The 22,959-nt window shown below is 59.6% G+C and carries 19 protein-coding genes; 10 read left to right on the top strand and 9 right to left on the bottom strand.

Translation table 11 applies throughout. From position 1 onward, the window contains the following. Positions 1-81: 81 nt before the first annotated feature. The 3 genes from glcF to K7A42_RS05440 all read right to left on the bottom strand — a co-directional run bounded on the left by glcF (position 82) and on the right by K7A42_RS05440 (position 4,237). Entirely contained in the window at positions 82-1,383 is a 1,302-nt protein-coding gene (gene glcF / locus K7A42_RS05455) for a glycolate oxidase subunit GlcF (RefSeq protein WP_282454938.1), read from the bottom strand. A gap of 3 nt (positions 1,384-1,386) precedes the next feature. Continuing rightward, on the bottom strand, positions 1,387-2,601 hold the full coding sequence (gene glcE / locus K7A42_RS05450) for a glycolate oxidase subunit GlcE (protein ID WP_282454937.1): 1,215 nt from the start codon (positions 2,599-2,601) through the stop codon (positions 1,387-1,389). A gap of 202 nt (positions 2,602-2,803) precedes the next feature. Then, positions 2,804-4,237: an FAD-linked oxidase C-terminal domain-containing protein gene (locus tag K7A42_RS05440; protein WP_282454936.1), complete on the bottom strand. Its 1,434-nt coding sequence runs from the start codon at positions 4,235-4,237 to the stop codon at positions 2,804-2,806. A 105-nt stretch (positions 4,238-4,342) separates the two neighbouring features. On the opposite strand from K7A42_RS05440, the gene K7A42_RS05435 reads away from it, so the two are divergent. Continuing rightward, entirely contained in the window at positions 4,343-5,242 is a 900-nt protein-coding gene (locus tag K7A42_RS05435; protein ID WP_022555676.1) for a LysR family transcriptional regulator, read from the top strand. A 3-nt stretch (positions 5,243-5,245) separates the two neighbouring features. Here the strand turns inward: K7A42_RS05435 and K7A42_RS05430 are convergent, their stop codons facing one another. After that, complete coding sequence (locus K7A42_RS05430; protein WP_282454935.1) at positions 5,246-6,520, bottom strand: DUF3422 family protein; 1,275 nt, start codon at positions 6,518-6,520, stop codon at positions 5,246-5,248. A gap of 288 nt (positions 6,521-6,808) precedes the next feature. Here K7A42_RS05430 and K7A42_RS05425 point away from each other — a divergent pair, with 288 nt between their 5' ends. From K7A42_RS05425 to K7A42_RS05395, 7 genes are all read left to right on the top strand, one after another. After that, on the top strand, positions 6,809-7,582 hold the full coding sequence (locus tag K7A42_RS05425; RefSeq protein WP_072494011.1) for a FadR/GntR family transcriptional regulator: 774 nt from the start codon (positions 6,809-6,811) through the stop codon (positions 7,580-7,582). 103 nt (positions 7,583-7,685) lie between these two features. After that, complete coding sequence (locus K7A42_RS05420; RefSeq protein ID WP_004440158.1) at positions 7,686-9,032, top strand: glycosyltransferase family 4 protein; 1,347 nt, start codon at positions 7,686-7,688, stop codon at positions 9,030-9,032. Further along, positions 9,029-9,775, top strand: coding sequence for an HAD-IIB family hydrolase (locus K7A42_RS05415; protein ID WP_282454934.1), 747 nt, complete (start codon positions 9,029-9,031; stop codon positions 9,773-9,775). Before K7A42_RS05420 ends, K7A42_RS05415 begins: the two co-directional genes overlap by 4 nt. Positions 9,776-10,062: 287 nt before the next feature. Beyond that, positions 10,063-10,503 (top strand): NUDIX hydrolase, encoded by a 441-nt coding sequence (locus K7A42_RS05410; protein WP_034495984.1) that lies wholly within the window; start codon positions 10,063-10,065, stop codon positions 10,501-10,503. Between the two features lie 161 nt (positions 10,504-10,664). Then, a complete protein-coding gene (locus K7A42_RS05405) occupies positions 10,665-12,170 on the top strand; it encodes an inorganic phosphate transporter (RefSeq protein WP_282454933.1) in 1,506 nt (501 codons plus the stop codon). 14 nt (positions 12,171-12,184) lie between these two features. Beyond that, on the top strand, positions 12,185-12,922 hold the full coding sequence (locus tag K7A42_RS05400) for a 16S rRNA (uracil(1498)-N(3))-methyltransferase (RefSeq protein ID WP_282454932.1): 738 nt from the start codon (positions 12,185-12,187) through the stop codon (positions 12,920-12,922). Positions 12,923-13,039: 117 nt separating this feature from the next. Further along, positions 13,040-14,413, top strand: coding sequence for a glutamate--cysteine ligase (locus K7A42_RS05395; RefSeq protein WP_282454931.1), 1,374 nt, complete (start codon positions 13,040-13,042; stop codon positions 14,411-14,413). A gap of 179 nt (positions 14,414-14,592) precedes the next feature. Here the strand turns inward: K7A42_RS05395 and K7A42_RS05390 are convergent, their stop codons facing one another. Then, a complete protein-coding gene (locus K7A42_RS05390) occupies positions 14,593-14,874 on the bottom strand; it encodes a DUF1127 domain-containing protein (RefSeq protein WP_004440146.1) in 282 nt (93 codons plus the stop codon). Between the two features lie 203 nt (positions 14,875-15,077). Here K7A42_RS05390 and K7A42_RS05385 point away from each other — a divergent pair, with 203 nt between their 5' ends. Beyond that, a complete protein-coding gene (locus K7A42_RS05385) occupies positions 15,078-16,028 on the top strand; it encodes a LysR substrate-binding domain-containing protein (RefSeq protein ID WP_282454930.1) in 951 nt (316 codons plus the stop codon). A gap of 52 nt (positions 16,029-16,080) precedes the next feature. On the opposite strand, the gene K7A42_RS05380 is transcribed toward K7A42_RS05385, so the two are convergent. Further along, entirely contained in the window at positions 16,081-18,519 is a 2,439-nt protein-coding gene (locus K7A42_RS05380; RefSeq protein ID WP_282454929.1) for a DUF1217 domain-containing protein, read from the bottom strand. 366 nt (positions 18,520-18,885) lie between these two features. Between K7A42_RS05380 and K7A42_RS05375 the strand changes: the two genes are divergently transcribed. Beyond that, positions 18,886-19,452, top strand: coding sequence for a DUF6101 family protein (locus K7A42_RS05375; RefSeq protein ID WP_004440141.1), 567 nt, complete (start codon positions 18,886-18,888; stop codon positions 19,450-19,452). Positions 19,453-19,529: 77 nt separating this feature from the next. On the opposite strand, the gene ubiA is transcribed toward K7A42_RS05375, so the two are convergent. The 3 genes from ubiA to K7A42_RS05360 form a co-directional block, all read right to left on the bottom strand. Beyond that, positions 19,530-20,483 carry a 4-hydroxybenzoate octaprenyltransferase gene (ubiA, locus tag K7A42_RS05370; RefSeq protein WP_060942504.1) on the bottom strand — a complete coding sequence of 318 codons (954 nt, stop codon included), beginning with the start codon at positions 20,481-20,483 and terminating at the stop codon, positions 19,530-19,532. A 119-nt stretch (positions 20,484-20,602) separates the two neighbouring features. Beyond that, complete coding sequence (locus K7A42_RS05365) at positions 20,603-21,403, bottom strand: MipA/OmpV family protein (protein ID WP_112553586.1); 801 nt, start codon at positions 21,401-21,403, stop codon at positions 20,603-20,605. Between the two features lie 283 nt (positions 21,404-21,686). After that, a complete protein-coding gene (locus tag K7A42_RS05360; protein ID WP_037090848.1) occupies positions 21,687-22,943 on the bottom strand; it encodes an SAM-dependent methyltransferase in 1,257 nt (418 codons plus the stop codon). Between the last annotated feature and the right edge of the window lie 16 nt (positions 22,944-22,959).

Genomic DNA, 22,959 nt, shown 5'->3' with positions numbered 1-22,959 from the left:
CACAGGGATGAGGAAACGAGAGCGACGACGCTCAGGCGAAACTTTTCCCATGCACGACGGGCTTTACTGGTGCGCGGCGTTCTACACCGAGAGCCTCGCCGGCTTCGGCCCGCCATAAGCCCAGTCCAAAAGCTCGACAGTGTGCAGGATCGGCATGTCCGTGCCGGTTCCGATCTGCTTGATGCAGCCGATATTGCCTGTCGCGATGACATCTGCCCGCGTGGCCTCGATGTTCTTCACCTTGCGCGCCTTGAGCTTGCCGGAAATTTCCGGTTGCAGGATGTTGTAGGTTCCGGCCGAGCCGCAGCAGAGATGCCCTTCCGCCGGATCACGCACGGCAAAACCCGCCGCCTTCAGCAGTTGTTTCGGCGCAAGCGTGATCTTCTGACCGTGCTGCATGGAGCAGGCGGAGTGATAGGCGACCGTCAGCCCCTGGCTTTGCTGTTGCGGCAGATCGAGGGTGGCGAGATATTCGGTAACGTCTTTCGCAAGCGCGGATACCCGCGCGGCCTTTTCGGTATAGGCCGGATCAAGCCTAAGCATATGGCCGTAATCCTTGATGGTGGTGCCGCAGCCCGACGCTGTGATGATGATGGCGTCGAGACCGCCATTCTCCATCTCGCGCGTCCAGACATCGACATTCCGCCGAGCAGAAGCCAGCGCCTCTTCCTCCCGCCCCATATGATGCACCAGCGAACCGCAGCAGCCCTCCCCTTTCGGCACAACGACCTCGATACCGAGCCGCGTAAGCAGCCGCAGCGTCGCCTCATTGATACCGGGATCAAGCACCGGCTGGGCGCAGCCGGTGAGAATGGCGACGCGCCCGCGCTTCTCGCCTTCGGCCGGTCGCGCGCCCGGGCGGCTTGACGCCGACGCTGGAGGGACCGCGGCCGGTGCGAGAGCAAGCATGGACTGCAGCGGTTTCAGCGCAGGAGCCTTTGCAAAAAGACCGGCGAAAGGCCGTGCCAGACGGGCCAGATGCAGGGCCAGCCGGAAACGGGCAGGATGGGGTAATATGCCGACCAGAAGATTGCGGATCAGCCGATCCATGAAGGGGCGCTTGTACGTCTGCTCGATATGGGCGCGGGCATGATCGACCAGATGCATGTAATCCACGCCGGAGGGACAGGTGGTGGTGCAGGCAAGACAGGAAAGACAGCGGTCGATATGGGTGACCACCTCGCGGTCGGCCGGACGGCTGTTTTCCAGCATGTCCTTGATGAGGTAGATGCGGCCGCGCGGGCTGTCCAGCTCGTTGCCAAGCGTGACATAGGTGGGACAGGTGGCGGTGCAGAAGCCGCAATGCACACATTTGCGCAGGATTTTTTCGGATTCCGCCACATGTGGATCGGCCAGCTGCTCAGGCGTGAAGGATGTTTGCATGGTTCAGACGGCCCTTTCCATCGTTACGGCCATCTTGCCGGGATTGAAGATGCCCACGGGATCGAGCTTTTCCCTGATACGCGCGGAAAGCAGCGCTTCCGCCGCCGGGCGCGGTTCGAAGGCCGCGACTTTGGCGCGCACAGCATCGCTCGCCCTCATCAGCGTGGCATGGCCACCGCCGAGCGCACGGATTGCGCCGCGCAGCAGATCGGCTTCGGGGTCCGCCTCCATCTGCATCCAGACCAGGCCGCCCTGCCAGTCATAGAAGGCGTCGATGCCTGCCTCCATGCGCAACGCCGCAACAAGCTGGTGGCCCATCGAAGGCGCTACCGAGACTTTCCAGAGCGGCTTGGCGGATTGGCCGGCATAAGGCGCGACATCCCGGACCTGCCGCCACAAAAGACTGCTTTCCTCGCCCTCCAGCAGCGCCCAGGGTCCGACGCGATCCATGACCGACAGGAGTTTAGCCGTGCGGGCCTCCACCGAGGCCGCAAGGCCTTCCAGACGCAGAATGGTGGCCGGTCCTTCCGGCAAGCCGCCATCGATAAAGCGGGAACGCACGCTTTCAGGCAGATGTGCCGCGCCGGAGACCTCGACGCTCATCGCCATCGCCGCCGCCATAATGCGCGTCGCCGCCTCGTCATCAAGGCCGGACACTACAACGGTTTTTTCGACGGGCGGTTTCGGCAGCACGCGGAATGTGACTTCGGTGAGGAACCCAAGCGTGCCGAAAGAGCCCGCAAGAAACTTCGACAGATCGAGACCGGTGACATTCTTCATCACCCGGCCGCCGGCCTTGATGATTTCGCCGTTACCATTGACGAAGCGGATGCCCAGCAGGCTGTCGCGCGCCGCACCCGCCACATAGCGGCGCGGACCGGAAACATTGGCAGCAAAGACGCCGCCAATGGTCGGTTCGCCATGGGTGCCCATGATCGGGCGATGGTCCATTGGTTCGAAGGCCATCATCTGGCGATTTTCTGCCAGCGCCGCTTCGACAGTTGCGAGCGGCGTGCCAGCCCTGGCAGTCATGACCATTTCGGCGGGGACGTAGGAAACGATACCGTTCATCGCACGGGAGGTCAGCACGGTCTCCGCCGTCACCGCATTGCCGAAACCGGAGCGAGTGTTGCCGCCGAAGATTTTCAGCGGGGTTTTACGCGTGGCATGATCGCGGATGATGTCGGCGACCTGGGTTTCTGCGTAGGGCGTCAGCATGCGATTGTTGCCTTCGAGCAAGTGATACCCCCCTCTGCCCTGCCGGGCATCTCCCCCTCAAGGGGGGAGATCGATATGCCGCGCTCACCCGTTCCATGGGCAGGGTGTTCTCCCCTTGCCGATCTCCCCCCTTGAGGGGGAGATGCCCGGCAGGGCAGAGGGGGGTAAGCCACACCCTGCAACATCATAAATCCAGCGCCCATCAACCCCTCCCCTCCAGCGGAAACACCTTGGAAGGGTTCATCAGCCAGCCCTCGTCAAAGGCTGCCCGCACCGCCATCTGCTGGGCGAGATCGGCCTCGCCATATTGGTGCCGCATCAGGTCACGCTTTTCGATGCCCACACCATGTTCACCGGTCAAACAGCCACCGGCATCCACACAGAGCTTCAAAATTTCGTTGCCCGCTTCTTCCGCACGGGCCGCATCGTCAGGGTCATTGGCGTTGAACAGGATCAGCGGGTGCATGTTGCCATCGCCGGCATGGAAGACATTGGCGACGCGCAGGCCGAGGCGATCGGTGATCTCACTCGTCTTTTTCAGCACATGGGAAAGCTGGGAGAGCGGCACCGTGCCGTCCATGCAGATATAATCCGCGATACGACCCGTTGCGCCAAAGGCGGATTTGCGGCCTTTCCAGATCGCGGCCGCCTCCATTGCCGACTGACATTCCTTCACCGTCTTCACGCCATGTCGTCGGGCAATGGCCACGATATCGGCCAGCATGGCGTCCATTTCCGCCTCGGAGCCTTCGACCTCCACGATCAGAAGCGCACCGACGTCAAGCGGATATCCCGCTTTGGCGAAGGCCTCGCAGATTTCGATTGCCGGTTTGTCCATGAACTCGATGGCAACAGGGATGATGCCCGCGCCAATGATATCCGCGACGCAGGAGCCCGCTTCTTCGGAGGTTTCGAAACCGAACAGCACCGGGCGCGCGCCCTCCGGCTTGGCGATGAGGCGCACCGTTGCCTCCGTCACGATACCGAGCTGGCCTTCGGAGCCGCAGACAAGCGCGAGCAGGTCGTAACCTGCAGCATCCAGATGCTTGCCGCCCAGCTCGAGCACCGTGCCATCGACCAGCACCATCTTGACGCCAAGCAGGTTATTGGTGGTGACGCCATATTTCAGACAGTGCGCGCCGCCGGAATTCATACCGATATTGCCGCCGATGGTGCAGGCAAGCTGCGAGCTGGGGTCGGGTGCATAAAAGAAACCCTCCGCGCCTGCGGCATCGGAGATGGAGAGATTGGTGACGCCCGCCTGTACCCGCGCCGCGCGATTGTAAAAATCAAGCTCAAGGATCGCACTCATCTTCGACAGGCCGATCACCACGGCGTCTTCCTGCGGGATAGCGCCGCCGGAAAGCGAGGTGCCGGCCCCGCGCGGCACGACCGGAATGCCGGAGCGATGGCAATATGTCATGACAGCCGCCGCCTCCTCCGTCGTTCTCGGCAAAGCGACGGCGAGCGGCAGACGGCGATAGGAAACGAAAGCATCGGTCTCGAAAGGCACGAGTTCGCGGGGCTCGTGCACAAGACAGTCATCAGGCAGGACGGTCTTGAGGTCGGCGATAATTCGTTCGCGATCCGCCAAGACCTGAGCGCGCGGCTCCAGAAACTTTATAGGCTGCGTCACCGCCGCTCCTCCGTGCCGATAACTGGTATTGTTTCTTTACCACTTTGAAGCTGCGCAATCAAATGTTATGGATTTTTTCCATTCTGGAAGCAATCGAGGGCAACTATGACAAATCTGGGTGATCTCGAAGTCTTTGCCAGCGTTGCCGCCTCCGGCAGCATGTCGCTTGCTGCCAAGGAGCTTGGTTATTCGCCCGCCGTCATTTCCAAGCGCATCAAGCGATTGGAAGAAAAGCTCGGTGCCCGGCTGTTCCAGCGCACCACGCGACAAATCTCTTTGACCGAAGCGGGGCAAGGCTTTTACGAACGGGTGCTGGCTGTTCTCGAAGGGCTGGAAGAGGCGGAGGATTTCGTCTCCGGCCGGGCCAATACCGTCAACGGCACGCTGAAGGTTTCCGCACCCACCTCTTTCGGGCGCATGCATATCGCGCCACATCTGAAGACATTCATGGAGCGGCATCCGGACCTGTCGGTCAATCTGGTGCTGAGCGATGAGTTCATCGATATTATCGAGGGCGGTTACGATCTGGCGATCCGTATCGCCGATCTCAACTCCTCCAGCCTCGTGGCCCGCAGGCTGGCACCGGTGCGGCGCGTGCTTTGCGCCTCGGCGGAGTATGTAAAGGCGTACGGCATGCCGGCCACGATCGAAGACATCAGGAAGCATCGCTGCCTGCCCGCGCATAATAACGACATCTGGCGACTGGAAGGACCCGGCGGCGCGCTCAGCCTTCGCCCGGAGGGGATGCTCATCACCAACTCAAGCGAGGTGATCCGCGAGGCCGTCATATCGGGCCTCGGCATTGCGCTGCGCTCCACATGGGATATCGGCCACGAATTGCGCAGCGGGAAGCTGGTGCAGGTCCTGCCTGACTATGAAGGGTCGCGCAACGTGACGCTGTCTGCGGTCTACCCAAGCCGGCAGTTTCTGCCGGCAAAGGTGCGGCTGTTCATCGATTATCTCGCTGCGCTCTACGGTCCTTCACCCTATTGGGAGCAGGGCTGACACTCAGTGCCCGCCCTCCGCATGAGAGCGGCGGATGCGGCGCACTACCCACCAGACGCCAAGCACGGCGAAGGGCACAGAAACGCCGGTGACCACGGTCGGGTCGACCGGCAGCACATCATGGCTGATTGCCTTGGTGAGATAACCGATAAGCCCGACGACATAATAGGAGATGGCGGCGACAGACAGGCCTTCCACCGTCTGCTGCAGGCGAAGCTGCATCGCGGCGCGCTTGTTCATGGTGTTGAGCAGCACGGTGTTCTGCCGTTCCAGCTCCACATCAATCCAGCTTCGAACCAGAGCCGTGGCGCGATAGAGCTTGCGCGACAGGTTGGCCTGCCGCTCTTCCACCGACTGGCAGGTGCGCATGGCGGGCGCCATACGCCGTTCCAGAAAGCTGCCCATCGTCTCATGGCCCTGAACCGGGGTTTCCGCCAGCGCCCGGATGCGTTCGCGCACGATGCCGTCATAGGCGCGGCTGGCGCCGAAACGATAGAGGCTGAGCGCGGCATTGGCTTCAAGTTCGGCCGCAAGCCGGGTCATTTCGGCCAGCAGCGCATCCGCCTCGTCACGGGCGCCGTTTTTCATGCGTTGGGTGATGCCCGTCAAGCCATCCTCGATGCGGCGGATTTCCGGCGAGAGCGTCTGCGCCATCGGCAGGCCGAGCATGGCAAGCGTGCGATAGGTTTCAATATCCAGCAGCCGCTGCACCAGCGCGCCGCGGCTGTAATCGCTAAGGCCCCGGTCGATCACCAATATCTGCGTCAGCCCGTCGCGATCCTGCCTGAAATCGGTGAGGATGGCCGCCTGACCGTCGCGCACGTCGCTATGACAGAGGCTGGTCGGCTCGAAGATTGTTTCCGCCTGCGAGGTAAAACCACTCTCCGGGCGAATTTCCAGCCGCACGCCCGAGATCAGCGAGCCGGGCGGCGAAAAGCCGTCACCGAAGGGATCGCCGGCAATCTCCCCGCCAAATTTTTCCGGCGCAGGGCCGTCCCAGAACCAGGTCGAGAATTCGGTATGCCGCTCCCAGCGCAATGTCCCCTGCCCCCACGGCATGGCGTGGTGACGCGCATCGCGTTCCGGCGGCGCAACACCGCGGCTGCGCGACATTTCCGCAATGACGGAATGGTGCACGGCCGAGCCGCCATCCATCATGAAGGCAAGCTGGATGATGATGCGTGACGGGGCGAGCAGCACCGTCGGCCGCGCATGCACCTCGCCCAATGCCAGCGACCGTTCCGGCGCGCTTGCGAATGCAAATCTACCCTTTGCCATTGCGATATCGTCCCCGCTTTTATGGCTGATGTCTAAGGCATCGTTTGTGATGACAACACCACGATCGACGCCGATGTCACTGTTTTGATCCACCTGACAGAAAAATCCGCTGTAGTGCCCCTGTCGGGACCGCTTTAACAAAAGCCAATTCAAAAAGGCAGATGCCGTGTTGCCGCAGGCATTGATACAGCGAGCGAGAGAACTGGACAGAATATTTGACCAGTGCGAGACTTGCCTGATACTTTATACGATATCAAACACGGGCGGATTTCGCCGGGGACTTCTGCGATGGACGAAACGCTTTTTGCGCGCATCGAGCACAGCCGCACATCGCAGGAGGTGATCTTACGTTTCGAAGAACTAATCCTCGACGGCATATTGCGCGATGGCGACCGTCTACCCGGCGAGCGCGAACTGGCGCAGCGCCTCGACGTCTCGCGACCTATCCTGCGCGAAGCGCTGAAAGAACTCGAAACCCGCGGACTTCTCGTGAGCCGGCATGGCGGCGGCACCTATGTCGCCGATATTGTCGGGCCGGTCTTTTCCGATCCCTTGAGCGCGCTGATCACCCGCCACAGCCGGGCGACGCGGGATTTTCTCGAATATCGCCGTTATATTGAAGGCATGACCGCCGAACTTGCCGCGCAGCGGGCGACAGAACCGGACAGGCGCAACCTTGCCGCCATTGTCGAGCGGATGCGCGATGCGCACGAGGCAGGCCGCTTCGAAGAGGAACTGGCGGGGGATGTGGAGTTTCACAACGCCATCGGCGAAGCGGCGCACAACATCGTCCTTATGCACACGCTGCGCTCCTGCTACCGGCTGTTGAGCGACGACATCTTTTATAATCGCCACATCATCTTCAGTATCGCAGGCGCCCATGACGAGGTGCTGAGACAGCATGTCGCCATTTACGACGCCATCGTCGCCGGCGATCCGGCATCGGCACGGGCGGCGGCAGAGGCCCACATCGACTTCATCGTTGAGACGACATCCAGGGCGCATCAGGCGCGGGAATGGGACCGGATTTCCCGTTTGCGGCAGCAGCAGCGGAGTAGTTAAAAACGCCCTCAGGCGAAATACGCAATCCATTTTATTCAGGTTTTGATGGAACCTTTTGTGCTCTTTGGTCTTTTTATCGGGTTAATTGGAAAAATTTACCAAGATGGGACCCATGACAACCACGAGCGAAACTGAACGCTATCCGCGGATAGCTCTCATATCGACGCATGGCTATGTCGCCGCGCATCCGCCACTGGGCGCGGCTGATACCGGGGGGCAGGTGGTTTATGTGCTTGAGCTTGCACGCAAACTCGGCCAACTCGGTTATACCGTCGATCTTTATACGCGCCGCTTCGAAGACCAGCCGGAATTCGACGAGGTCGATGAGCGCGTCCGCGTGGTGCGCATTCCCTGCGGCGGGCGTGACTTCATTCCCAAGGAATATCTGCACCGCCACCTGATGGAATGGTGCGAAAACGCCCTGCGTTTCATCAAGAAAAACGATCTCAACTACTCCTTCATCAACAGCCATTACTGGGACGCAGGCGTCGCCGGTCAGCGGCTTTCCGAGGCGCTGAAAATCCCGCATCTGCATACGCCGCATTCGCTGGGCATCTGGAAAAAACGCCAGATGGAAACCGACTATCCGGAAAAGGCCGATACGTTCGAACTGGAATTCAATTTCAAGGAACGCATCCAGCACGAACTCATCATCTACCGCAGCTGCGACATGGTGATCGCCACCACGCCGGTGCAGCTCGACGTCCTCATTGAAGACTACGGGCAAAAGCGCAAGCACATCCACATGATTCCGCCGGGTTATGACGACAACCGCTTTTTCCCGGTATCGGATGCGACACGGCAGATGATACGCCAGCGTTTCGGATTTGAAGGCAAGGTGGTGCTGGCGCTCGGACGACTTGCTACCAACAAGGGCTATGACCTGCTGATCGACGGCTTTTCGGTTCTTGCCGAGCGCGAGCCGGAGGCCCGCCTGCATCTTGCCGTGGGCGGCGAGAACATGGACGAGCAGGAAACCACCATCCTCAACCAGCTCAAGGAGCGGGTGAAATCGCTCGGACTGGAGGAGAAGGTGGTATTCTCCGGCTATGTCGCGGATGAAGACCTGCCCGACATCTATCGCGCGGCCGATCTCTTCGTGCTGTCCAGCCGCTACGAGCCCTTCGGCATGACGGCCATCGAGGCGATGGCAAGCGGCACGCCGACCGTTGTTACCATTCACGGCGGATTGTTCCGAGCCGTCAGCTATGGTCGCCATGCGTTATTCGCCGATCCCTTCGACAAGGAGGATCTTGGCATCACCATGATGAAGCCGTTCAAGCACGAGCGACTCTATGGGCGCCTCTCCCGCATGGGCGCGCATAAGGCGCGCAGCCTCTTCACATGGACCGGGATTGCTCAGCAGCTTCTGGCCGTGGTGGAAGGCAGGACCATGATGCCGGTCCTCGAGGAAGCCGACTGGGCCGAACCATGGAATGACGGCGATTGAGACCGCTTCGCCTTTTTTCAACGGATCTCGACGGCACCGTCGTGGGCGATAATGACGCCACGCGGCGGTTCCGGGATTTCTGGCAGTCATTGCCGGACGATCGCCGTCCGGTTCTGGTGTTCAACAGCGGCAGGCTGGTGGATGACCAACTCGCCCTTCTGGAAGAAGTGCCGCTGCCCCGGCCCGATTACATCATCGGCGGGGTCGGCACCATGCTGCATGCCAAGGAGCGCAGCGACCTGGAGAGCGCCTACACACATTCCCTCGGCACCGGATTCGACCCAAAGAAAATTGCCGATGTAATGAGCGCTGTTCCGGGCGTGACGATGCAGGAGGAGCGTTACCAGCATGGCCTCAAGTCCAGCTGGTTCCTGCATGACGCAGATGAAGCGACACTGGCCGATATCGAGGCTGCGCTGATCAGGGCCGATATCGAAGCCCGGATCGTCTATTCCAGCGGGCGCGATCTGGATATATTACCGAAGGCCGCCGACAAGGGCGCGGCGCTCGCATGGTTATGTGGACAATTGTGTATCGGCCTCGACGAATCAGTGGTCGCAGGCGATACTGGCAATGATCGGGCGATGTTCGAGTTGACGGACATTCGTGGCGTCATTGTCGGCAATGCCCTGCCGGAGCTTGTATCGCTGGCTGATCTCGACAGCCGTTATTTCCGCTCGGGCGCGTCCGAAGCGGACGGCGTGGTTGAGGGCCTGCGCTATTGGGGACTGCGCCCCGCCTGAAGCGTTCCGTTATCGATGCTTTGGTTGCGAACGGTGTGAACAGGACGCATCCGTGAGACCGCAATCGGGCTGTTCGGCCGGGGAACCACCCGGTCGAAACTTTGTTCGCAAATCTGCCGCATCATCTTTTCCGCAGGCTTCATCAGCGTGAAGACAGTAGTGGGTTATGGAGGTTGGGGGATTGGCGGAATTTACGGGATATCTATATTAGCAATTATCATAGGCAGGCAAAGAAGGACCTATTCGGATTGAAGATTTTGAATCGATTGGCGACAGATGTTGGCTTGATGTTGCGCAGACCGCCGCGGCAGCAATATGCGGCGCTGTGCTATCGGTTCTCCAAGAAAAATCCGGGGCCTGAAGTGCTGCTGCTGACAAGCAGGGACACGGGACGATGGGTCATTCCCAAAGGCTGGCCCATGGCGCATAAAAAGGCCCATGCGGTAGCCGAGCAGGAAGCCTATGAGGAAGCAGGCGTCAAGGGCACGGTGGAGAAGGCCCCCTTCGGTTACTACGAATACGAGAAAAAACTGAACAGCGGCATCAATGTGCCATGCAGGGTTCAGGTGCATCTGCTCGAAGTTTCCGAAATGCAGGATAGCTTTCCTGAAAAGGAATCCAGGCGACTGGAATGGGTCAGCCCCCAGGAGGCGACCAGGCGGGTCAACGAGCCGGAACTGAAAGCGCTGATGCTCGCTTTCGACAAACGGATGACGCATTCAAAATAGTGCGGCCGCCCCAGGTGTGGCAATTTGCAGTTTGTTTTTCCAACACGGCTTTTATCGTCTTTCCTTTTGGAAAGATGTACGAGATGTAACAGTCTTTCTGTAAATTGCCTTCAACCTGCGACACTGCCGGACGAAAGGGAATGCTGGCAAACGAGGTCTGAATGGCATTGAAGCCGCCATCAAACATGAAGCCGACGCTCGACAAGGATCTCGACAAGATTACCCGTGTCGAAGAAGCGACGCTGCATGTCACACAGCAGCTTGCGGGCCTTGGCGCCGGCTTCATGTTCGTCGTTTTGGCGGCGGTCTTCGCCGGTGCTTTTGTCGTGGGCACTTCGGGCGCCGTCATCATCATCGCCGCCGTCGCCATCGGCGCCTATATGGCAATCAATATCGGCGCCAATGACGTGACGAACAATGTCGGCCCCGCGGTCGGCGCCAAGGCGATGCCGCTTGCCGTCGCGCTCATCATCGCCGCGATCTGCGAGATTGCGGGGGCGCTGATCACCGGCGGCAATGTCGTCGAAACCATTTCCAGCGGCATCATCAACATCGAGACCATTCCCGACAGAACCGTTTTCTCCTGGGCAATGCTGTCTGCGCTTCTCGCCGCCGGCCTTCTCGTCAATATCTCGACCTGGACCAGAGCACCGATTTCAACCACTCATACGGTCGTGGGCGGAGTCGCGGGCGCGGGCATGGCCGCCTACGGAGCAAAAGCGGTGGACTGGCTGTCGCTCGGCAGCATCGCCTTCGCATGGGTCCTCGCGCCTTTCATCAGCGCCGCCATAGCCATCATCATCCTTGCTTTCATCAAGGAATTCATCATTTACCGTGAGGACAAGATTGGCGCGGCGCAGCGGTGGGTGCCGGTCCTCATCGGTTTGATGGCGGGTGTTTTCACGGCTTATCTCATCTGGGTCGGGTTGCGGCAGCTCATGCATGTGTCGCTTGGCCACGCCAGCCTGATTGGGCTGGTGACCGGGCTTGTCGTCTGGCGGCTTGGCGTGCCGATCATCCGCAAGCAGTCGGAAGGACTGGAAAACCGCAACCAGTCGCTTCGCATCCTGTTCCAGTGGCCGCTCGTTCTCGCCGCCGGCCTGATGTCCTTCGCGCATGGGGCTAATGACGTTTCGAACGCCATTGGCCCTGTCGTTGCCATCGTGCGGGCCCTGCATGACGAGGCGGTGAGCACCTCTGCACGTGCGCCGCTGTGGGTGATGCTGGTCGGCGCCTTCGGGCTCTCCTGCGGTATCCTTCTTTATGGCCCGCGCCTCATCCGCCTCGTCGGTGAGCAGATCACCAAGCTCAACCCGATGCGCGCCTTCTGCGTTTCGGTGGCAACTGCGCTCACCGTTCTCGTCGCCTCGCGTTTCGGCCTGCCAGTCAGCACCACCCATACGGCGATCGGCGCGGTGTTCGGCGTCGGCTTTTTCCGCGAATGGTACACGCAATCGTCCCGCAGGCGAGAGGATCTGGTCCAGGTTGGTGACGGCCGACCCCGCCGGTCTGACAAATATGCCGACAATCCTTCGGAGATACGCCGCCGATATCTTGTCCGCCGCTCCCACTTCATGACGATCATCGCCGCCTGGCTGGTCACCGTTCCCTCCAGTGCAGCGCTCGCGGCGCTGCTCTACTGGTTCATGTCCTTCCTCTTTCTCTAAAGCCGAAAAATCCCATGCGCGCCAATTTCCGGATGCAACGCCTGTATATCGAAGCCAGCCTTGCCGAAGGCGTCGCGCTGGAGGCGACCGCCGAACAGTTCAACTATCTCGCCAATGTGCTGCGCATGACCGATGGTGCGGAAATCCTGCTGTTCAACGGTCGCGACGGCGAGTGGAGAGCGAAACTTGCCTTTCCGAGCCGCAAGAAGATCGTGCTCGTCCCCCTCGAACAGACGCGGCCTCAGCCAAACCCCGCGGACCTGCATTATCTTTTCGCGCCGCTGAAAGTCGGGCGCATGGATTACCTGGTGCAGAAGGCGGTGGAGATGGGGGCCGGCCTGTTGCAGCCGGTGATGACACAGCATGTCCAAGGCAAGATTCACAACACCGAAAAATTGCGCGCCAACGCCATCGAAGCCGCCGAGCAGTGCGGCATACTGTCCCTGCCCGAGGTGGCCGAGCCGGTGAAACTGAAGGACATGCTGGACACCTGGCCCCACGACAGGCGCATCATCTATTGCGACGAAGGCGACACGGGGCAAAATCCGCTGCCGATCCTGCAGGCAGTGAAGGAACGCAAAATCGCATTGCTGGTCGGTCCGGAAGGTGGATTTTCGGAGGAAGAAAGGGAGCTTCTGCGCAGCCTCGACTTCGTCACCCCCATTCCGCTCGGGCCGCGCATTCTGAGGGCAGATACGGCTGCGGTTGCCGCACTGGCGGTCATTCAGGCCACGATCGGCGACTGGAACTGAATGCTCCGTTGCTCTTCATTCATCTTTAAAAGAAATTCATTTGCCTCCAGCTACGATACGGCCCTATCTGCCAATCATATGCCTCGCCGCAACAGAGACGTCATAACAAGGTAAGCCATGGCACGCGACACGACCGACCAGACCCCCCTTTCCTCCGTTACGGAGCTTACAGATTATCTGGCGGGCGGTAACAAAGCTGAAGCCGATTTCCGTATCGGCACCGAGCACGAAAAATTCGCCTTTTTCCGCGAGGACAACCGGCCGGTTCCTTATTTCGGCGATGCCAGCATTTCCGCACTTTTGAAGGGCATGCAGGAGAAGCTCGGCTGGGACCCGATAATGGACGGTGAAAACATTATCGGCCTCGGCGAACAACACGGCATGGGTGCCATCTCCATCGAACCGGGCGGGCAGTTCGAACTTTCGGGCGCGCCGCTTGAGAACCTGCACCAGACCTGCAAGGAATCCAACCAGCATCTGGCGACGCTGCGCGAAGTGGCAGAGCCGATGGGCATCCGTTTCCTGGGCATCGGCGGCAGCCCGCTGTGGACCTTTGACGAAACGCCGCGCATGCCGAAATCGCGCTACGCGATCATGACGCGCTACATGCCGAAAGTCGGGACCAAGGGTCTCGACATGATGTACCGCACCTGCACCATTCAGGTTAATCTCGACTTTTCATCCGAAGCCGACATGCGCCAGAAGATGCGCGTTTCCATGAAGCTGCAGTCTCTGGCAACGGCGCTTTTCGCCTCGTCGCCCTTTACGGAGGGCAAGCCGAACGGTCTTCTCTCGTGGCGCGGCGATATCTGGCGCGATACTGACAATCGCCGCTCGGGCGTCTTGCCCTTCACCTTCAACGAGGATTTCGGGTTCAAGGACTATGTGGAATGGGCGCTCGACGTGCCGATGTATTTCATCGTGCGCGACGGCAAATACCATGATTGCACCCATGTCACCTTCCGTCAGTTCATGAATGGTGCGCTCAAGGGCGAAATCGCCGCATCTGAACCGACCATGGGCGACTGGACGAACCATCTCTCCACCCTGTTCCCCGATGTGCGCCTGAAGCGTTTTCTGGAAATGCGCGGCGCCGACGGCGGTCCGTGGAGACGCATATGCGCCCTGCCAGCCTTCTGGGTCGGCCTTCTCTACGATCGGCAAGCGCTGGACGCTGCCGACGCACTGACGGCGGCCTGGAGCTTCGACGAGGTCATCGCCCTTCGTGATGCGGTTCCGGCCAAGGGACTGAATGCCGAAATCGCCGGCAAGCCGCTTCTCGGTATCGCGCGCGAAGTGCTCGATATTTCCCGCACCGGACTGAAAAACCGCAACCGGCTGAATGGCGAAGGTCAGGACGAGACCGTATTCCTGTCCTCGCTGGACGAGGTTTTGGCGAAGAAAACGACACTCGCCGAAGACTTGCTGGCGCTTTACAATGGCCGCTGGGGCGGCTCGGTTCTTCCTGTGTTCGAGGAATACCAGTATTAAAACCAGCGGAACCGCTTCGGGTTTCGCGAGAGCGCCAATCGCAGACATAAAAAAAGCCCGGTGCGGCCGAGGGGGCCTGACACCGGGCAAAGGCAGGGCTATTGGCAAATCACCCTGCGGGGAAACCTTTCGGCTGGAGGGCCTCTCCGGCAGCTGGAGGCCTGCCGGATGGCGCTATTTCAAAGGGTCTTGAACCGTGTTACGGCCCGTCGACGTGCCGCGCGGGTCAGATGAGCGGTGGGATCTTCCAGCAGGCCCGTGTTGAGGGCGTCGCTGACGTCCGATCTTGCCAGGCCGATATCGGCGAGAAGACGATCATCCAGCTCGGTGAGGCCATTCGCCACGATACGATTGTAGATGCGCTGCACGAAGGTCTTGACGCGGAAAGCGACGCGGCGGAACGTATCGTTCGGCCGTGCTGTTGCAAGTTCCAGTTCCATTCTCCGTTCTGCCGTGCGCATGACACTTATCCTTTCGTAACGGCACGATGCGGCACCGCCCCCGGCGCACCACGCGCGAGAAGCTGCCTCGGGTTGGGGGCCTGACGTTTCGCCGGCCCGGGGTTGAGATTGATTTGCTTGGTGTCAAAATGTCGCAAGACTATTGATCAGTCCAACGAATGTTTCTAATGTAAGACATCAATCATTCTGATGGATGACCATCCATGTCCGCACCTCTCGACATAGACCAGCTGCACACCTTCATCGCCATCGTCGATACGGGCAGCTTCACCAAGGCCGCAGATCGCGTTTTCAAGACACAGTCCGCCGTCTCGATGCAGATGCGACGGCTGGAAGAACGCATCGGCAAACAGCTCTTCGCCAAGGACGGGCGGGGCAACCGCCTGACGGCGGAAGGCGAAAAGCTGATGAACTATGCCCGCCGCATCATCCGCCTCAATAACGAGGCGATCGCCGCCTTCGATGACAACCGGCTGGAGGGCACGCTGCGCATCGGCACGCCCGATGACTATGCCGACCGTTACATGCCCGAGATCATCGGGCGTTTCGCGAAGACTCATCCGAATGTCGAGCTTTACATCGTCTGCGAGCCGTCGGTTAGCCTTGCGGAAAAAATGGCGCGCGGCGAACTGGATATCGCTCTCGTCACCCACAATCCGCGGGCCCGCTCGTCGGATGTGGTGCGCACCGAACCGCTGTGCTGGGTCGCTTCCGCCAACCATCCGCTGAAGGACGATGCCCCGGTGCCCCTCGCCGTCGGACGACGTGACTGCCACTGGCGCCAGCTCGCCTGTTCGGCGCTCGATGCCGACGGGCGCGATTACCAGGTGCTTTTTACCAGCTGGTCTTCAACCGTCGTTGCCGCCGCCGTGCTGGCGGGCATGGCTGTTTCGGTGCTGCCGGAATCGACGCTGCGCACCGGCATGAAGGTTCTGACCGCCGCAGACGGCTTCCCGCCGCTGCCGCCGGTGCAGATCGGCCTGATGAAACGACCGGGCCTTTCCCCATCGCTGGTGAATGCCATCACCGACCATATCACCGCCTGCCTCGACAATATCTCACCGATGAGCGTGGTCGACGAGATGGACAGCGATGTGAAGACCTATCCGAAGATGCCGCGCCTGCGCGCCGGGCATATGCTGCCGGGCTGGTAATCCGGCGGCGGATCGCCGAGCGCGCCCTGCTGACAAGCCGGTCTGAACGCGCCTATCGCGCGCGCAGCGTCGCTACCGCCAGCAGCGTATCGCCGCTGATTCCCGCAGAGCCGCTGCCATTGAACAGCATCATGATGGGATCTGTGGTGTTCTGCGCGTTGTCATACATGACGGTAAAACGCGCGACGAGCTTCTTTACCTTTTCCGGGTCCTGAAAATCCTTGATGTCGAAATATTTCTTCATCATCGCCACCTGCGTATCGACCGGGGCATTGCCGAGTTCGTCAGGAATGCCGAAGGTGGTGTTGATGAAACTCTGGATCGCGGTATCGGCAAGAATGGAATAATAGGACGTCGTGCCTGCCGCGATGCGCTTGAAATAAAGCGCCAGACGGACGCCGGCATTCTCTTCGCCCGCCTGCGTCTCCAGGGTCTGGGTCAGATAATTGTCCAGTGTCTCGTAGAGACCGCGCCGTGTCTGGATCAGGCTGCGGTCTTCGTGAAGGATATTGCCGTCAGAATCGAAGTTGAAGGCGGTGACGAGACGGCGGAAGACCGGGTCCATTTCCTTGTTGAGATAGCTTTCGCCATCTTCCAGTTTCGACGAGAACATCTTCTGCAGCTGTTCCTTCGTCACAGTTTTGGGATCGATGCCAAGCGATTCCATCGCGAATTCCGTAAGACGATCATTGCTCAGAAAATCCTTGAGCGTCTTGATCTTCTGCATCTCGCCCGTGAAATATTCCGCCTCCTTCTTGGCGGTTTCCTTGTCTTTCTCAGTGCCGAAAGCCGACTTCTTCTTGATGTAGTCAGCCGACATGGTCTGCATCTCGATTTCCGACTGTGCCAGCACCGGGGAGCCCAGACTTCCGTCCGGTGCGAAGTTGAAAAGCTCCGCCAGTTTGACATATCGCTCGTCTTTCAGCGTATAGACGTAGCTCTTTTTGTCCTGAAGGTCGCTGGTGAGGACCTTGCGGATATCCGCCGCATTCACCTTGGCCGGATCGAGGCCGACGGCCTTCAGCGCATAATTATAGACTGCGCTGCTGTCGAGGAAATCCTTGACGGACGTGACGCTTCTAATGTCACTCTTGAATAAGGTCAGCGCCTTCTCGTCGGCGGCGTCATCCTTTTCGCCGTAATGGGTCATGTAGCCGCTTGTCGTGGTCGCGGTCTGCAGCGTCGTCTGCGGCGTGGTGCCGTCGGCAAGCGTTCCGTCCGTCTTGAAATTGAACGCGTTCCTCATGGCGAGGTAGCGCTTGTCGTTCTTGCCGAAAGTCGCGATGTAATTGTTCGGGTCGTTCAGGTCGCTGGTCAGGATGTTCTCGATCGTCGCCGTCACGATCGTCAGGTCGTTAAGGTCAAAGGCAACCTTGATATAGTTGAGGAGACGCGTATCCGAGAGCAGTTCGTCCACGGTCTTGATCGAACCGATCTTCGATTCGAAATAGTCGCGGTTCAGCGTGGCGACCGTCGGCGTCACGCGCGGTGCGCTGCTGATGTAGGCATCCGTCATCACCTTGATATTGTCAGCTTTCTGCGCCCCGCCGGCGGCAACGGTGCCATCGTTTTTGAATTCGAAGGCGGCGGCGAGCTGTGCCATCTTGTTATATTGGGTAACGGCATTTGAAAGCGTCGTCTGTTCTGCGGTGATCGCGGCAAGCTTCGCTTCCCACTCGCTCTTGGGTGGCAACACGGCTTCGAGCTGCGTCAGCTGGTCCTGCCTGGTAACTTTTTCCGCCTCGAGCGCCGTGCGCTGCTCGTCTGTCAGTTCCGTTCCCGCGAGCGAAGTGTCGATTGCGGCGATCCGCGCCGTGACCTCCGCGTGCAGTTCGATATTACCTTTCATGGTCAGCTTTTCGACCGCATCATTATAGGCAGCGCCAAATTTCTGATTGAGGTAGCTGTCGGGATCGGCGATGTCGCTCGTCATCAATCCCCGGATATGGGAATAGGTATAGGTCTTCTCATCGATGCTGAAGACCTGAAATATATAGGCGCGGGCCCTGTCGTTCTGGAGCAGCTGATCAACGTTGGTGACCGTGCCGATGATCGCCTTGTAATAGCGGGTCTCTTCGGCAAGGCTGTCATCCATGTCGGTGATCGACGTCCCGTAGAGCCCGATCATCTTGTCGAGCTGTGCCTCCGTCTGAACCGTCTTTGTCGACGCCGTGAAATTGAAGGCAGCGGCGAACTCCCGATACCGCTCGTCGGTCAGCTTGTTGGCGAAGCTGTTCTGGTCGTTCAGGTCGCTCTCCAGCACCTTTTTCATGAAAGCCTTGGCATAGGTCATCTCGCCGAGGCCGAAGGCATCCATGGCATAGGAATAGAGCTGATAGTTATCGAGGAATTCATCGACGCTTTTCACATTGCCGATGTTTTCCTTGTAATATTTCGTCTGACGCTCGGTGATTGCCTGCTGCGACACGCGCGAAATGCTTGTCTTCATATCGCGGTTGATGAGGTCGTAGCTGAGATAAGTCGATACCATCCGAATGCCCCCTGGAGCCTCGCTTGTCCCCGTGGGACGTCGAAACTCCGCTTTGAATCCGCCCTGCCATGCCTCCATCCGGAAGCGCGGCAGGGCCCGACGCGACTATGCAGGACGCGCCTTGCCCGGAGCTTGAAAGAGCACAATTTCGACCGGGATAAAAACCGCATTCTCCCGATCTCCTTTACCCAAGCGAAACCATGCCACAGTGTGTTTTGCTAACCATTTGGGAATGCAAAGTTTTCTTAACCGCGATTTTTAAGCAGTCTCGAACAGGCGGCGGATATTCTCCTGACATCAGAGGACGAAAAGTCCCGATGAGAAGACCGGAAACCGGCTCTCAGGTAAAACAAGGGTAGAATAAACATGACCAAGACCGTTCTGAAGCCCGACTGGGCCGTCGCCACTCTCAGGTTAGACCCGGCACGTTTTCCGCAACAGGTCACCTATGGAAAAGGCAATGGCGCGACCGATGTCGCCGTCACCCTCGATGAACGGGGCGCCGTTCTGAGAAAGGTTCTGTCCTCTTCCGGCCTGCCTCTGTCCTTCGCCCTGCCTGCCCGCGCCTTCAAGGGTGTTGCCGCCCGCGCCATCGACCATGGGGACGGGCAGGTGACGGTGACTCTCGAGCTGCATCACGACGATCCGGATCTTTGCGTTCCGCTTCTCGTCGCCCACGATCTGTGCGATATCGCCGCCGACTGGCGCAGCTGGTCCGAGGCCTACCGCATTCCCATGCTGATGGTGGAAGCCGATGGCGTCGCCCGTCCGCTGGAAGAACATCTCGGCAAGGTGCGCACCCAGAATACCCGTCCGCGCCGCCGCCATTCCTATTTCGCGGAGCGCCGCCCGCGCTTCCTCGTTCGCCGTTCCACCGGTTCGCTCGGCATGAGCATGAAGATCGAGGGCAAGGAAATCATCGCCCGCAACTGATCTTCTTCAATCCAGAACACAAAAAGCCCGGCGCGGATGACGCGACCGGGCTTTTTCGTATTCGCTATTCCAGCAGCTTACACCAGCAGCAGCGGCAGAATGAGCCCTGCGAAAATCAGCACGCCGACGCGGTTGTTGGATTTGAACAGCACGAGACACTGGTCAACGTCATCGATATCAAGCACCCATACCTGCCGGAACAGCATGAGAGCCGCGGCGGCAAGTCCGCTATAAGCAATGACGTTAACACCCGCCGTCCAGAACGACAGGAACATCATGGCAAGGGCTGTGCCATAAAGGAAAACCAGCCAGCGATGTGTGTTTTCTCCAAACAGGAGGGCGGTAGAACCGATACCTACGGCCGTGTCGTCTTCCTTGTCCTGGTGGGCGTAGATTGTATCATAACCGATCGTCCAGGCGATGGAGCCGACATAAAGCAGGACAGCCGGCCAGGCAATCGATCCGAACTGCCCCGCCCAGCCCATCAACGCGCCCCAGGAAAAGGCAAGACCGAGGAAAAATTGCGGCCAGTTGGTGAAGCGCTTGGCGAAGGGATAGATCGCCACGAAGAACAGCGAGAACATACCGGTTGCGATTGCGAAACTGTTGAACTGCAGGAGGACGACCAGCCCGGCAAGCGCCTGCAGGACGATGAAGACCTTGGCCTGTCCGCGGCTCACCCGGCCCGACGGCAGCGGTCGCGAGCGGGTGCGCGCCACTGCCATGTCGATCTTGTGGTCGGCCAGATCATTATAGGTGCAGCCCGCGCCGCGCATCGCCACCGATCCGATGAAGAACAGCACTAGGTGCCAGAGCAGCGTGCCCCAGGAAAAGCCGCCGGTCGACACCGCCGCGTTGGCCGCGAGGGCTGCGGACCAGAAGCATGGCCACATCAGCAATTGCCAGCCGATGGGTCGATCCCACCGGGCCAGCTGCGCATAGGGCCAGAGGGGCCTCGGCAAAATCCGATAGACCCAGTTATTGGATGGCGCGTCGGAGACGCGGTCTGACAAATCGCTGTGGTGAACCATGGGATGGTTCTACAGCATCAGCCGCAAAATCGGAATGGATTTCAGCAGCCGACCGTACACGCAGAAAAGCCCCGCAGCGGTTCGCGGCGGGGCTTTTCAGGAGCATATCTCCACTCGTGTCAGGGCAGGGAGAAATTGAATTTGTAGCTCGCCTGAACCCCGATGATGAACTGGTTCTTCGAACCGCGCTCGCGCACGAGCGAACTGTCCGCGGCATCGCCGGTCAGGCGGCGATATTCCGCAAAGGAGCCGACTTCGGCATTTTCGGTGACTTTCCAGGTGATGGCGGCGCCGATACCGGCCGAATGCAGGCCGCCGCCCGGGCTATAGGGCGATGGCGCGCCGGCGGCCGCCTGTGCCGCACTCACACCGTAATAACGTTCATTGTATTTGCTGCTCACCCACGTGGCGCGCGGGCCGGCCGAAATCTGGATGCCGGGGGCGATATCGGTGAAGGCATCGACAGCGACATCGCCGACCACGCCGCTGTGGCTGCGGATGCCCTGACGAACTTCGCCGCGAACGCGCAGCCAGTCGGTCGGATAAGCCTCGGCAAAACCACCAAGCTCGCCGCCGCGCTTGATACGCGTCATGCCCTTCAGATCGGCAGAATCACCCTCATCACGTGGAGAAATCAGGCGGCCGGCGAGACCCATGCTGATCGGGCCGTTATCCAGAAGCGAGATCGAGGCGCTGTCGTTCCGGGAGGTGAAACGGGCGCCCTGCCCCTGACGGCCGAGGGAAATGATGGGCGAAAAGCCGAATTCATTCTTGTTATCGCCCTGATATTTCGGCGCAGTGAAACCCGCGCCGCCGAGTTTCAGATACCAGTCGCCGGAAAACCAGCCATCCGCATGGGCATTGCCCACGGCAAAAAGCGATACAACACAGGCGGCAACGGCCGCTGATGGCTTGAACATGAAAGAACCCCAGAAACGCAATACAGACAGGTGTCCGTAGAATTAGAGGGATTGTCTTTCCATTCGATTAACCAGTGCGTTAAGAAGCAGACACCACTGCGAGGCTCACGACACGGCGCCAAACCTCTCGTTCGTCATGCTCGGGCCTGTCCCGAGCATCTGCGACCGAAGGACTTTACGCAACGTGGATAGATCTTCGGAACAAGCCCGAGGGTGACGCCGAGATTGCGGAGACGCTTGTCAATACTCTCCGCAATTCGGTCACTCGTCGCCCACACCGTCGTCAGAATGTCACTTTCTCCAGCGGCGCCCGGGTCTTCTCAAACTCCAGCAGCTTTGCCTCGTTCTGCGCAATGTAGTCGCGATTATGCGGCACGGCATCGCGGTCCTTGGCGATCTGGATCTGGAAGATGTGGAAGTTTTCATGGGTGAAGGCCATTTCCGACCCCGCCAGATAAAACTCCCACATGCGGAAGAAGCGCTCATCGTAAAGCGCGATCGCTTCTGCCCTGCGTGCCACGAAACGTTCCCGCCAGTGGCGAAGCGTATGGGCATAATGCATGGGCAGAATTTCGATATCCTTTACCAGCAGCCGCGACTTCTCGAGGGCCGGCAACACTTCCGCGAGCGATGGGATATAGCCGCCGGGGAAAATATATTTTTCGATGAAGGGGTTGGTCGCCAGTGCCGGATAGGGCTGACCGATGGAATGCAGCACCATCACGCCCTTGTCATCAAGCACCTCCGCCACCTTCTCGAAATAGTCGCGATAATGGGTCGGCCCGACATGTTCGAACATGCCGACGGAGACGATGCGGTCGTATTTTTTCGAGGCAGGCAGATAACGGTAATCCTGCAACTCGAAGCGGACATTGCCGGCAAGACCGCGTTTTGCGGCTCGGTCGCGGGAAACGCGCAGCTGTTCCTCGCTAAGCGTGATGCCGGTGACATCGGCTCCGGCGCTCTCGGCGATATACATGGCCATGCCGCCCCAGCCGGAGCCTATTTCCAGAACACTCTGGCCCGGCTCGGTCATCAGCTTGGCGGCGATGTGCCGCTTTTTCGCGACCTGCGCCTCATAGAGGCTGATGCCGGGCGGATTGAAATAGGCGCAGGAATATTGCCAGTCCTCATCGAGAAAGAGGTCAAACAGCTTTGCGCTCAGATCATAATGGTGGGCGACGTTGCTCTTGTTGTGATTGACCGGCAGATGCATCTTGATGCGGGCGGCGATGATGCGAGCCATGCCACGCCAGATCATGCCGAAGGACAGGGCTTCGCTCAGCGTATTGCTTTTGACCAGCGCCAGAAAATCATAAATGTCGCCTTCCGCGACCTTCACACGGCCTTCCATGTACATTTCAGCAAGCTTGAGCGCCGGATCGGCGGCAATCTCCTGCATGGCGGCTTCGTCGGTGAAGTTGAGAACCACCTTCTTTCCGGCACCATTGCCGAATGTGCGGCTGCCGCCGGGGCTGTTGACGGTCAGATCACCGTTCTTGATTATCTTTTCGAGAAGAACATGCAGAGACGACGCCATGGCACCCCCAATTGCT

Source organism: Agrobacterium sp. InxBP2 (assembly GCF_026191755.1).
GTDB classification, from domain to species: domain Bacteria; phylum Pseudomonadota; class Alphaproteobacteria; order Rhizobiales; family Rhizobiaceae; genus Agrobacterium; species Agrobacterium pusense.
The sequence above is the reverse complement of the archived record's forward strand: the minus strand, read 5'-3'. Positions and strand labels throughout refer to the sequence as shown.

Bases quoted from the DNA above. Each gene is read 5' to 3' on its own strand.
- K7A42_RS05395 (WP_282454931.1), top strand. From the start codon at position 13,040: ATGGCACGCGACACGACCGACCAGACCCCCCTTTCCTCCGTTACGGAG.
- K7A42_RS05360 (WP_037090848.1), bottom strand. From the start codon at position 22,943: ATGGCGTCGTCTCTGCATGTTCTTCTCGAAAAGATAATCAAGAACGGT.
- K7A42_RS05430 (WP_282454935.1), bottom strand. From the start codon at position 6,520: ATGGCAAAGGGTAGATTTGCATTCGCAAGCGCGCCGGAACGGTCGCTG.
- K7A42_RS05405 (WP_282454933.1), top strand. From the start codon at position 10,665: ATGGCATTGAAGCCGCCATCAAACATGAAGCCGACGCTCGACAAGGAT.
- K7A42_RS05410 (WP_034495984.1), top strand. From the start codon at position 10,063: ATGTTGCGCAGACCGCCGCGGCAGCAATATGCGGCGCTGTGCTATCGG.
- glcF (WP_282454938.1), bottom strand. From the start codon at position 1,383: ATGCAAACATCCTTCACGCCTGAGCAGCTGGCCGATCCACATGTGGCG.
- K7A42_RS05365 (WP_112553586.1), bottom strand. From the start codon at position 21,403: ATGTTCAAGCCATCAGCGGCCGTTGCCGCCTGTGTTGTATCGCTTTTT.
- K7A42_RS05390 (WP_004440146.1), bottom strand. From the start codon at position 14,874: ATGCGCACGGCAGAACGGAGAATGGAACTGGAACTTGCAACAGCACGG.
- ubiA (WP_060942504.1), bottom strand. From the start codon at position 20,483: ATGGTTCACCACAGCGATTTGTCAGACCGCGTCTCCGACGCGCCATCC.
- K7A42_RS05385 (WP_282454930.1), top strand. From the start codon at position 15,078: ATGTCCGCACCTCTCGACATAGACCAGCTGCACACCTTCATCGCCATC.
- K7A42_RS05375 (WP_004440141.1), top strand. From the start codon at position 18,886: ATGACCAAGACCGTTCTGAAGCCCGACTGGGCCGTCGCCACTCTCAGG.
- K7A42_RS05420 (WP_004440158.1), top strand. From the start codon at position 7,686: ATGGGACCCATGACAACCACGAGCGAAACTGAACGCTATCCGCGGATA.
- glcE (WP_282454937.1), bottom strand. From the start codon at position 2,601: ATGCTGACGCCCTACGCAGAAACCCAGGTCGCCGACATCATCCGCGAT.
- K7A42_RS05380 (WP_282454929.1), bottom strand. From the start codon at position 18,519: ATGGTATCGACTTATCTCAGCTACGACCTCATCAACCGCGATATGAAG.
- K7A42_RS05400 (WP_282454932.1), top strand. From the start codon at position 12,185: ATGCGCGCCAATTTCCGGATGCAACGCCTGTATATCGAAGCCAGCCTT.
- K7A42_RS05435 (WP_022555676.1), top strand. From the start codon at position 4,343: ATGACAAATCTGGGTGATCTCGAAGTCTTTGCCAGCGTTGCCGCCTCC.
- K7A42_RS05425 (WP_072494011.1), top strand. From the start codon at position 6,809: ATGGACGAAACGCTTTTTGCGCGCATCGAGCACAGCCGCACATCGCAG.